This window comes from Enterobacteriaceae bacterium ESL0689 (assembly GCA_029433525.1).
Taxonomy (GTDB): domain Bacteria; phylum Pseudomonadota; class Gammaproteobacteria; order Enterobacterales; family Enterobacteriaceae; genus JAQTIF01.
Window position 1 is genome coordinate 2,144,821 of record JAQTIF010000001.1, and the last position, 11,274, is coordinate 2,156,094.

Genomic DNA, 11,274 nt, shown 5'->3' on the forward strand with positions numbered 1-11,274 from the left:
CGGCTATCGCAGGGCATACCATTCCCTGTGTTTCAGTGGGTTAGCCATGGCGCCTAAAATATCGGATATCACGTTGATGGTAATAATCAGTGTGCCGATAACCATCACAACCGCTGAGATAGCGGCATAATCCTGCTGACGAACCGCGTTAAGCAACCAGCGTCCCAGTCCGGGCCAGTTAAACACAATTTCTGTGATCATCGCCAGGGTCAGCATGGTGGAAAACTGCAATCCAAGACGAGGGATTACCGGCGGCAGTGCATTATGCAAAACATGACGAAACAGAATTTTGCGCTGAGAAACACCACGGGTGGCAGCGGCTTTGACGTAATTGGTATCATACACTTCATGGGTGCTAAGACGAACTAAACGAATGACTTCGGTCGTCAGTACGACAGCGAGAGTGAGCACCGGCAGCACCATATGACGGACAGCGCTGATAATCATTTCATGACGCCAGGGGGAATCGGAAAGCCAGGCATCGATCAGCGCGAAACCGGTGACGGTTTTCACTTCATACAGCAGATCGAAACGTCCGGCGACGGGAAACCAGCCGAGGGTGAGGGAGAAAAGCAGCGTCAACAGCAGCGCCAGCCAGAATACGGGGATGGAAAAACCGAGCAATGCCAGCGCGCTGATCAGGGTATCCGGCCACTTATTATACATCATCCCGGCCAGCATCCCGGTGGGAATGCCGATCAACAGGGCAAAGCTAAACGCCAGAATACACAGTTCCATCGTGGCCGGAAAAACTTCTTTTAACTGTGCGGAAATCATCTGGCCATTAATACTGGACACGCCAAAATCCCCGTGTAGCAGACCCATAATCCAGAATTGCCAGGCGTTCCACAATGAAGCTCCCTGTAACGGCGCATGGGGCGTGAAGTAACTCAGGCTAAAGCCGATAAGCATCAGAAAAAAGAGCGTGGTGATCAGGAGCAAAACACGCCGCAGGGTATAAATAATCATGGTGCTGGCACCTTATCCTGTTTCTCTCGCCAGACACCGGCGAAAGAGGTATTACTGAAGGAACTAAGCACTAACCCTTTGATATCGTAGCGATAAGCCTGCAAACGTAATGAAGAAGCCAGCGGCAGTACCGGCAATTCACGGGCAAGAATATGTTGTGCTTCTTTATAAGCCTCAATACGGGAAGCTAATTGCTGTGAACGCAATGCCTTCTGGAGCACTTCGTCAAACTCCGGATTACACCAGTGGGCAAAATTGGTTTGCGAACCAATGGCGGCGCAACTCAGTTGCGGGCGCAGGAAGCTATCGGGATCGTTACTGTCGGTTGCCCAGCCCGAAAGCGTCAGATCGTGGTTCATATCCATCATTCTGGCCTCCTGGAAGCGCCCCTCGATCGGCACGATGATAACTTTTACCCCCGCCTGTGCCATATCGGCCTGAATCAGCTCGGCCATTTTCAACGGGCTGGGATTCCACATCTGGGAGCGAGTGGATACCCACAGCTTCAGGGTCAGATTTTCCAGTCCTAATGCTTTCAGCTCCTCACGCGCCTGTGCCGGATTATATTCGGTAACTTTCGCTTCGTTATCGTAAGCCCATGAGGCGCGGGGTAACAGGGAGGCCGCCGTTTCTGCGGTGCCGTAATAAATGGATTTCATCAAGCGTGGATTATTAATCGTCAGTGCCAGAGCATGGCGAACCACCGGGTTATCCAGTGGCGGTCTGGCGGTGTTAAATGCCAGCCAGGCGATATTCATGCCCGGGCGCAATGTTAAACGCAGACGCGGATCATCACGCAAAATCGATAACTGGCTGGCCGCCGGCCACGCCAGAACATCACACTCGCCGGTTAATAATTTAGACAACCGCCCGATGCCGCCAGAGCCGAAATCAACGACAACCTGTGGCATCTTCGGTACACCACGCCAGTAATCCCCATGGCGTTGCAGACGGACATACTGGCCCGCATGATATTCGCTGAGATAGAACGGCCCGGTGCCAACCGGCTGACGATCCAGCAATTGCTGATAATCACGGCGGGTAAGTTGCTCACCATATTCGGCAGACATCACGGAAGCATAATGGGTGGCCAGGTGCCAGAGGAATGAGGCATCCGGCTGTTTCAGGCGAAATTCGACGGTTTTATTATCCAGTTTCTGTATGCTTTGCACATTATCAGCGAACTGCAAACTATCGAAATAGGGGAAGCTACTGCCGTTAACCTCATGCCACGGGTTATCGCGATGAATAATACGGCTGAAGGTGAAAATGACATCGTCAGCATTCAGGGTTCGGCTGGGTTTAAACCAGGGAGTGGTATGGAAAGCGACATGGTCACGCAGATGGAAGCGATATGTCGCGCCATGATTCAACACCTCCCAGCGTTCCGCCAGCTGGGGACGCAGACGATAAGTATAAGGGTCGACATCAAGCAGACGATCATAAAGCTGGGCAGCTAAGGTATCGATGATCAGACCACTGCTGGCCTTCTGAGGACTAAAGGTATTGACCTGGCCATTAACACAGTAGACAAATCCGCTATCACGAATATCAGCATGGGTCAGTAATGGTGCCGTGGCGATAGCCTGATCGCACAGGAATAATACCGTCGCTAACAGCAAGGATAATTTCAAGCGCATAATAGAGTTAGAGTCCATCCCACCAGGCGTGCGAAATCGCAGCGAACCTGTCGTCAGTGAGAGTTTCGGGTGCTCCCCACGGCCCGAATAGCCCGTAAAATCGGGTTCTCAGAGAGATAAAACAAAATGCTGACTGATGAGTATATTCCATCACTTTACACACTTCTCAGCCTGTGCAGGCAATATGACAGAGATGAAGTATGGTATCTTTTTCTCGTCGCTTTCTCCAGCAGCGGGTGTTATCCAGGGTGTCCAGACATGGAATTTTTACTATTGAGCGCCCGATTTGTCTGAGTAAGGGTTTTGCGTACTCACTTACCGGACACGATACGCATCTGAAAAACTCGCTTTGTCAGATCAATTCCGATAATTTGTTCCACCGGATATCTCTTTATTTTGCTGTTGGTTTGCACTTAGAGCCGACCCATCAGGCGTTATTGGCGCAGCCAGTCTGGACACGGACAGCGCGGAGAAACCGCAGCGTACACGAAGTACGTGAGGATTTCGAGCACTGCCCAGGGCCAAAATGGCAAGTAAAATAGCCTGATGGGCCAGGCTATTACGGTATGGCTTACTGAAGCCGGTAGAGGAGTAACATCATGCATAACGGGCAGAGCCGTTACTTTCTGGATATTAATAACAGTCCGGTAAAGCCGGATATTCTGCGCTTTCACGGCCGGGAAGCCCTGAGCGAACCGTTCCGATGGGAGATTGAGTTCACAAGCCAGCAGGCGAATATCACCCCGGAACAGGTGCTGATGAAATATGCCTCTTTCCGGATGCGCAGCGGTAAAAATGTTCACGGCATTATCACCTGCCTCGAATGGCTCTCCACTTCAAAAGAGCAGTCACATTACCGGGTCACGCTCAGCTCCCGCCTGGCGCTGCTGGAATACACCCGGCAGAGCGCTGTTTTTCAGAACCAGTCGGTGCCGGAGGTGGTGGAGCAGGTGTTGCGCAGACACGGGCTGGAGGGGCCAGATTTTGAATTCAGGCTGGAGCGCACCTGCCCGGCGCGTGAAGTTATCACCCAGTGGCGGGAAACGGATTTGCAGTTCATCCAGCGCATTCTGTCGGAGGTGGGGATTTACTGGCGCACGGAGATGGACCACACCCGCGAGCTGGATACGTATATTTTTGCCGACAGCCCGCTCAACTATCAGTTTGATGTGCGCCTGCCGTACTGCGAGCCATCTGGCCTGTTTGATGGCGCAGCAGAGTCAGTCTGGGATGTGCGCAGCTGGCATAATCTGGCCACCGGCACGGTCAGGAGCCGTGACTACAACTATCGCACCGCCTCCACGCCGATGGATACGGCGGTCAGTGTACGTAATGACGCAGTAACGACCGGGGAGCATTACCGCTACGCTGTGCCATATCGCGAGGCGGGAGATGACACTGAGCCAGAACCGTTAACCGAAAGCGGGGCATTCTACGCCCGGCTTCACCATGAGCGTGCGCTGAACAAAACCGCCCGGATACACCTGTTCAGCAATGCCTCACATCTTACTCCGGGACAGGTGCTGGAGCCGCAGGGCAACATCATCAGGGCGCTGAAGGACGGAGTCATTCTGACGCTGGTGACCTTCCGGGGCAGCCGTGACTCCCGTCTCCATGTCTCGGTATGGGGTATGCCTTATACCGAACGTTACTGTTACCGTCCGGGGAAATCCCGCGTCCGGTGATTGCGGGCACGCTGCCAGCACGGATTGAAAGCCGGGAAAAGAACGACATATACGCCCACCTGGATGACCAGGGGCGCTACCGGGTAAAGCTGGACTTCGACCGCGAAGAAACAGAGCGGGGATTTGGTTATCTGTGGCTGCGGATGGCGAAGCCGTATGCCGGTGACACCCTGGGCTGGCATACACCGCTGACTGACGGCACTGAAGTGGCGATTGCGTACAGCAATGGTGATATTGACCTGCCGTACATTGCGTATGCCCTGCACGATGCTGAACATCCGGACCCCGTGAACCGGCATAACCACACCCGGAATATCCTCAGAACGCCCGCTAATTCGAAACTACGGATGGAAGACAAACGCGGAGAGGAGCATATCAAACTCACCACGGAATATGGCAAAACCCAGCTCAACAGCGGACACCTGGTGGACAGCCAGGGAAAATACCGCGGCGCAGGGAGTGAACTGCGCACCGATGAACACGGGGTTATCCGCGCCGGTAAAGGGCTGTTTATCAGTGCGGATGCTCAGGCGAAAGCACAGGGTGAAGCGCTGGACAGGGATGCGGCGCTGAAGGAAATCGAACGACTCAGTCAGTACCTGCAACAGCTGACAGAGGCAGCAGAACAGGCACAGGCGCTGAAAGCGGATATTGACAGTCAGATACAGATGTTTGAGCAGCGGCTGAAGCCGCTCAATGAGGCGATACTTTTTTCGGCGCCGGAAGGTGTGGCGCTGACCAGCGGTGAAGATATGCAGCTGACCGCCGCGCAAAACGTGGCTGTCAACGCCGGAGGGGATATCAGCATCGGAGTGATGGGCAATATGACGGCCCTGGCCGGGGAGAAGCCGGGACTGTTTGCCCACACCGGCCCGCTGAGCCTGAAATCCGGAGAAGGGCCGGTGGAGATGCAGGCGCAAAATGACAGCCTGCGGTTGTTTGCGGAAAAGAAGCTGACGCTGAGCTCGGAGAGCGACATCTCCTTTGCCGGAAAGAAGCGCATCACGCTCATCGGCGGCGGCAGTTATCTGCGGCTGGAGGCCGGGAAAGTGGAGTACGGCACGACAGCAACGTATATGCGGAAGGTGAAAAGGTCGATGACGGCCGGGGCAAGAGACCTGCCAATTGAGTCATTGAAACAGATGGAAATGATTACGCGGTATTTTGACAGAAAGATAAGATTTTCTTCTAATGTTAACTATCGTGTTGAATCAATGGAAGGAGAAGAATTACTTTCTGGGTCAGGTACCAGTGGTTACATCGACAAGAGTACAACAGAATCTGAGTATTGGATCTTTATAAGTTGAGAATAAATAATGAAAGAAATTAACATTGAGATCGCTAGGAAATCCTATCTTATTGTGACGAAAGATGGAAAAACGGAACTAGGTATTAGAGGGAATACAACTCCAGAGCATGACATTACACCTTATGAAGTTGAAGTGCCAAATATTTTAATTATAACCAGAAGAAATGGTGATGTTTTGTTTGTTTTACAAGGAGGCGAAGAGAATGAATTTGCAATAGTGACAGCTCAATATCTATATGACAAATTAAAATACCAATGGTTTGAGCCTTTGGCTGATAATTATAGGAGGTTGATATATATTAACAAGGCAAGCTATGTAAAAGAAGCTTATAAAATATTGACATGGGACGATGTCGTTAAATTTTCTTTAATTGACAGGCCATTTTATAGCTTTTATAAAAATATGGAAGGTGACTGGAAGCAGAATCCAGAGGGAGGGGCGGGATATCTTTTGGTATTAATCTCTGAAATCCCTTACTGGACAGATGCTGTTGGTCAGATTCCATTTGCCATCGATACCTACCGCAGCAATCATAGTATAACTAAGACAGTACAAATTGGAATTGATTGGTGGGATGGAACGCTCACAGGAGGTGTTGATTATTCTAATGAATATGATAACTATTTCGTTTTAAGAGGAGCATTATTTGCCAGTAAGCGTTTTACATATAAATTAGAGCCTTCAGGTAAATCACATCCATCTGCTGTCATGAAAGAAATAAATCATTTAATAAAAGCAGAAGTTCTTGGCGAGCCAATAAAAAATAGCGAGTTAGAAAAATATGGAATCTGGAAAAAATAAAGCCACTTTAGTAAATATATTAATTGCAATCCTTAGCTGCATCCTTGTAGTTATTGTCCATGATTTTGGCCATGATTGGTATATGGATCATTTTACATCACGAAGTAAAGGAGTTACCCTGGGATTTATAATGGCATACATGAGATATATTATGATCCCTGCTATATTCCTTTCAGCTTTTATAAGAGTGAAGTATTCAATAACTATCCTTAGTGTATTCATTATATTTATGTTTTATTGTTGGTATGAAAGCAATCCACTCCGGGTTATATTAATGTTTGTTTCTTGTTTATCTGGATATACATTAATTATTTTTTATAGATTGTTAAAAAACAAAAATGAATGATTTAAAATTTAATGGATCTGTGCACCCATTACTCAAAAATAACGCAATATATGCTCATTCAACCTCAAACTAAAGATTTTATTATCTGAAAATTATCGCTAATTCAGGATGTCAGCAAATTCTGCTATACTTGGTTGAGCAGGGACAAAATAATGGCAATTGCATCAACAACCACGACAAAAGATAAGGCAAAGCAGGAAAAGAAAGTCAGTGTGGACTTCTTTCATATTGATATGATCCCGGATGCGATGGATAAAATGAACTGGCCTGTTGCAGCAAAATTAATGAGGCATTGGTTTAACACAAAACCTGCACTGGCTTTTACTGAAGAGACTAAAAATAAATATCAGAATGGAAAGGCGCTGGATATTCCTGACGGTGAAGTTAATTGTGATATTGTAAAAATGTCCTGGGCCATTCAGTTTGAACAGGTCATTAAAGGAATCGAATACCTGAGTGGCAAATGGGATAGCCCAAAAGGCAGGGATTTGCTAAAAAAACGGCTTTTACAACAAGGTGATTATCTAAAAAATAATGTATCAATTGGTTATACTGATGATATCCGAGTACTGGAAGATACAGCGCAAGTTAATGTGACAAAAATAGGAACAAAAATAGATACTGTTAATGAATGGTATGGAGCTATAGGCATTTCAAATCTAAAAATTTGCGTTCGTGGGAGTACTGAAAATCGTAATGGAGAGTCATTTTTTAATGTTGAGTCAGTTGGCTATTATCTGAAAGATACTTACGACTTTACTGATGATGAATATCCAGAACCTTTAGGTATCTGGAGTAAAGATCGAGTTCTCAGCAAGCTGGAGTCAACATTATATATGTCATCTTACTTGTATTCGGACTGGGGCGATCTGGCCCGTAAATTTTCAGGCTTTGTTCCGGTGTTTAATGCTGATTTTCGTAAATGGCAAAACAAGCATAACACAGGAGGGGATTTTATGATTTTCTCGGATGTATACTGGACGGAACCATTAGCTAAAAAAAGGGTAATAAAATTATGAAAATAAGAACAGTTATTATACTGATTATCTTGTTTGTGGCCTGGTTTTTTTTACCCTCAACTTTATTTCTGAGTAATAGTGATAAGAGAGCTTCACATATTGGTCCGGACAAAAAATATACAGCCGTAATATATCGTACAAAAATTATATCTCCATATTCATTTTATAAATATCTACAAGGTGAAAATTATTATTTTATTTTGTATGATAAAGACCAGCGTGTTATATTCAGACCATCATTTTTTTATGGCACTGCGAATATTACAGCATATGATGCAATTATATATGTTTATAATGAAAAACATTATCTTTTCTACCCGGGGGAGGACGGCGGTTACGAGTCATATGAATTAGATAAATAACGGTTATTAACAGACAGTTGAGCTGATTATCAGAGAATGCTATAAATTCTGTGCCATTCCAGTAAGATACTTAAAAAAGGAATGGCACGAGAGTGTTCAGAATTCGGGTTTAAATACTGCGGCGTGTCGTTTGATAGCTGGAAAGATAAACGATGTCAGTTCCAGGAGGCGAAGGCGCGGTATGATCAGTTTTTTAAGGCTGATGGCCAGAAAAAAACTGGTGGACTGGCAATAACAGTGCGATTAACCAGGCAGCCCGGCATCAGGCTGTCGCAACAGTAAATCAACCATTGAAAGTCGTTTGGATTTTCATGCAACCAATCAGTACTAAATATTTTACAGTAATATTCCAGGACATGAAGGATATTATTGTACGTTGGGAGCTATAATGATGAATATTGAAATGTCAGTAAATTTCTCTTTTAGAAATCATTTGCCTGATATTCCATTTTCAGAAATCATTGAGCAGTTATCGTTTTTAGTTTCGGAATTAAATAATTTACTTGGCCATCAGTTTGAATGGTTTGAAACTGGCTATTCAAAAAAGCAAGCATTATCACACATAGCGTTTAAAAACAATAAAATTAGTAACGATACATTTCTAAAATGGGAAAAAAGATATAAGAGAGACTATCCTCTTTTTGTTGAAAGTGTCTGGGATGGTAAAGGTGATTATAGTAATGCCATTGATTACCGGAAAATGGAGCCTGTAATTTAAATTGTGTATCTGCCTGTTTTTGATATCTTCACGGCTTTGTTGAATAAATAGATATTATGCTGCGTGCCTACAAAAACATCGGTCTTCCTCGACGTAAAATCAGAAGGTTAAGGTCAGGGTCGGAAGCTTCTCGCAGTAGAGACCAGCATTTATGACCAAAACAGGTGTGATAAAACAGCATGGTTCACTATTATTCAACAAAGCCTTTCGCGGCACGCTTCATGCCGGGCAGATAGGGCCGGTACAGGTCACCGGCCGCCGCGATCATCAACGTTTACGTGGCAAAGCCTGGTGGCCAAAACAGTCATTAACGGTTTTTCAGCCGCTGATCCCACCGGCGTGGAAAATGATGCTGCGTAGTGGAATGCTGCATGCACAGGTGGCTTTTTCGGCGACGACCCATGAATTTACCGCGGGTGGCCATGCGGTACTCGCCGGTGGCAGAGCGTGGATGCCAGATAACCAAATCAATGGCGTTAATTTCGTTTTGCCCTTTCGCGTCAGTCAGGGGGTCTGGCATCTGGGCACCCGGCGTCCGGTTTCATTGCGGATTGACGAAGTCATCAACCAAATTACCGCCCGTTATCTGAGCGCTGATTTACAGGGGGCCTGGCCGTGGAGCGAACAGTCACCACTGCAACTGAGTAACGTCAGTGTCGATGTGCTGGGCGGCAAAGTAATGATACAGCAACTGCGTATGCCCCAGCACACGCCAGCACTTCTGCGCCTGCAACAGCTCTCCAGTAGCGAACTGATCAGTGCCATCAATGTTAAACAATTTGCGCTGTCCGGTGCGTTTAACGGCGCGCTGCCACTGTGGCTGAATAATAATCAGTGGATCATTCAGGATGGCTGGCTGAATAATCCCGGCCCGATGACCTTACGTCTGGATAAAGATATGGCGGATGCGCTGGTCAACGACAATATCGCCGCGGGTGCCGCCATTAACTGGTTGCGCTATATGGAGATCAACCGCTCATGGGCGCATATTAATATGGACAATCGCGGCGGGCTGACACTCAACGCCAATGTCAGCGGGGTCAGTCGTTTCGGCGACAAGCGCAACACCGTCCATCTTAACTATGCTCACCAGGAGAATATGTTCGATCTATGGCGCAATTTGCGTTTCGGCGACAATGTCCAGACCTGGTTTGAACAACATGTCAGATTGCCTGCGGGTCATGCGGAAAAGCAACAGGTAAGGAATAAGAATGAAAAAAGGGCTAACGGCCATACTGGCCGCGATCATACTGACAGGCTGCCACCCAGGCTGGAAATCACCGCCTCAAAGGAGCCGATTACGATCAATATGAATGTTAAAATCGAACATGAAATTCATATTTCGGTCGATAAGGATGTCGAAGCGTTACTCAAATCGCGTAGCGATCTCTTCTGAGGTGATTAATGAAAAAATGGAAGATCGTTGCAGTAATGCTGCTGCCGCTGTTCAGCTCATCCGTATGGTCATTAACATTGGGTGAAGCACGCAGCCAGGGGCGGGCAAGGGAAACGCTCAGCGGCTATCTCGCTGCGCGCCAGCAGGATCAGCAAACACGGGATCTGGTCGCACAAATCAATGCTGCCAGACGCGCAGACTATCAACAGCTGGCGGAGAAAAATCATTTACCGCTAGCGCAGATTGCCGCTATCGCCGGGCAAAAACTGGTGGCACGGGCACCGGCGGGGGAATATGTCCAGGGTGTTGACGGCCAGTGGTTACGTAAATAACCTGCGATACAAAAACAGATGGCGACAGCGTTAATCAGCGCGCTCGCCATCTGCCATGTGATCAGGCTGCGACGATCGTATCAATCTCAGCTTTTGCCGCCGATATCGCCTTCGCTGCCGCTTCTGCGCCGTAGGCGATACCTTCGGCGAAGACAAACTGCATATCCGTAATGCCGATAAAACCCAGGAACAGGGTTAGCAAAGGGGTGACCAGATCAGCAGCGGTATCTTTATGAATACCGCCACGGCTGGTCAGCACAATCGCCCGTTTGCCGGTAATCAGCCCCTGAGGCCCTTTTTCGGTATAACGGAAAGTCACGCCAGCGCGCGCTATCAAGTCGAAATAGTTTTTCAGTTGTGTGGGGATATTGAAGTTATACATTGGCGCGGTGATCACAATCAGATCACTGGCCTGCAATTCTGCAATTAGCGCATCAGACAAAGCCTGTGCCTGCTGCTGGCGGGGCGTTAATGGTGCGCCAGTGGGACGCAGTGCGCCCATCAGTTCGCCATCCAGCACCGGAATCGGATCGGCGGCCAGATCGCGGACCACGATATTGTCGTTTGGTTGTTGTTTACGCCATTGGGCAACAAAATAGTCCGACAATTGCCCGGATTGTGAATCCGCTGCCAGAATACTCGATTTTAGCACTAATACTTGACTCATCATTTTTTCCTTTTTACGTGAGGAACAGT

General features: G+C 47.6%; 9 protein-coding genes and 2 pseudogenes. 8 read left to right on the forward strand and 3 right to left on the reverse strand.

Annotated elements, in window-relative coordinates; genetic code table 11:
- Positions 1-3 precede the first annotated feature (3 nt).
- Positions 4-969: a putrescine ABC transporter permease SapB gene (gene sapB, locus PT300_10330; GenBank protein MDF7680955.1), complete on the reverse strand. Its 966-nt coding sequence runs from the start codon at positions 967-969 to the stop codon at positions 4-6.
- Positions 966-2,609 carry a peptide ABC transporter substrate-binding protein SapA gene (gene sapA / locus PT300_10335; protein MDF7680956.1) on the reverse strand — a complete coding sequence of 548 codons (1,644 nt, stop codon included), beginning with the start codon at positions 2,607-2,609 and terminating at the stop codon, positions 966-968. Before sapA ends, sapB begins: the two co-directional genes overlap by 4 nt.
- Before the next feature lie 599 nt (positions 2,610-3,208).
- Between sapA and vgrG the strand changes: the two are divergent.
- The 8 genes and pseudogenes from vgrG to PT300_10375 all read left to right on the forward strand — a co-directional run bounded on the left by vgrG (position 3,209) and on the right by PT300_10375 (position 10,578).
- Positions 3,209-5,601 (forward strand): annotated as a pseudogene (gene vgrG / locus PT300_10340) (type VI secretion system tip protein VgrG).
- Between the two features lie 9 nt (positions 5,602-5,610).
- Complete coding sequence (locus PT300_10345) at positions 5,611-6,405, forward strand: hypothetical protein (protein ID MDF7680957.1); 795 nt, start codon at positions 5,611-5,613, stop codon at positions 6,403-6,405.
- A 498-nt stretch (positions 6,406-6,903) separates the two neighbouring features.
- Positions 6,904-7,770, forward strand: coding sequence for a DUF6402 family protein (locus tag PT300_10350; protein ID MDF7680958.1), 867 nt, complete (start codon positions 6,904-6,906; stop codon positions 7,768-7,770).
- Positions 7,771-8,213: 443 nt separating this feature from the next.
- Positions 8,214-8,414, forward strand: a complete 201-nt coding sequence (locus tag PT300_10355) for a Tox-REase-5 domain-containing protein (protein MDF7680959.1) — start codon at positions 8,214-8,216, stop codon at positions 8,412-8,414.
- Positions 8,415-8,520: 106 nt separating this feature from the next.
- Positions 8,521-8,850 carry a hypothetical protein gene (locus PT300_10360; protein MDF7680960.1) on the forward strand — a complete coding sequence of 110 codons (330 nt, stop codon included), beginning with the start codon at positions 8,521-8,523 and terminating at the stop codon, positions 8,848-8,850.
- Positions 8,851-9,055: 205 nt separating this feature from the next.
- Positions 9,056-10,024 (forward strand): annotated as a pseudogene (locus PT300_10365) (YdbH domain-containing protein).
- A complete protein-coding gene (locus tag PT300_10370) occupies positions 10,019-10,246 on the forward strand; it encodes a YnbE family lipoprotein (protein MDF7680961.1) in 228 nt (75 codons plus the stop codon). The pseudogene PT300_10365 and the gene PT300_10370 overlap by 6 nt, the downstream one beginning before the upstream one ends.
- Positions 10,247-10,254: 8 nt before the next feature.
- The gene (locus PT300_10375) at positions 10,255-10,578 is read left to right on the forward strand and encodes a YdbL family protein (protein MDF7680962.1); all 324 of its coding nucleotides are present in this window, start codon (positions 10,255-10,257) and stop codon (positions 10,576-10,578) included.
- Between the two features lie 61 nt (positions 10,579-10,639).
- On the opposite strand, the gene PT300_10380 is transcribed toward PT300_10375, so the two are convergent.
- Positions 10,640-11,245: an FMN-dependent NADH-azoreductase gene (locus tag PT300_10380; GenBank protein ID MDF7680963.1), complete on the reverse strand. Its 606-nt coding sequence runs from the start codon at positions 11,243-11,245 to the stop codon at positions 10,640-10,642.
- Between the last annotated feature and the right edge of the window lie 29 nt (positions 11,246-11,274).

Bases quoted from the DNA above. Each gene is read 5' to 3' on its own strand.
- sapB (MDF7680955.1), bottom strand. From the start codon at position 969: ATGATTATTTATACCCTGCGGCGTGTTTTGCTCCTGATCACCACGCTC.
- sapA (MDF7680956.1), bottom strand. From the start codon at position 2,609: ATGCGCTTGAAATTATCCTTGCTGTTAGCGACGGTATTATTCCTGTGC.
- PT300_10345 (MDF7680957.1), top strand. From the start codon at position 5,611: ATGAAAGAAATTAACATTGAGATCGCTAGGAAATCCTATCTTATTGTG.
- PT300_10350 (MDF7680958.1), top strand. From the start codon at position 6,904: ATGGCAATTGCATCAACAACCACGACAAAAGATAAGGCAAAGCAGGAA.
- PT300_10355 (MDF7680959.1), top strand. From the start codon at position 8,214: ATGGCACGAGAGTGTTCAGAATTCGGGTTTAAATACTGCGGCGTGTCG.
- PT300_10360 (MDF7680960.1), top strand. From the start codon at position 8,521: ATGATGAATATTGAAATGTCAGTAAATTTCTCTTTTAGAAATCATTTG.
- PT300_10375 (MDF7680962.1), top strand. From the start codon at position 10,255: ATGAAAAAATGGAAGATCGTTGCAGTAATGCTGCTGCCGCTGTTCAGC.
- PT300_10380 (MDF7680963.1), bottom strand. From the start codon at position 11,245: ATGAGTCAAGTATTAGTGCTAAAATCGAGTATTCTGGCAGCGGATTCA.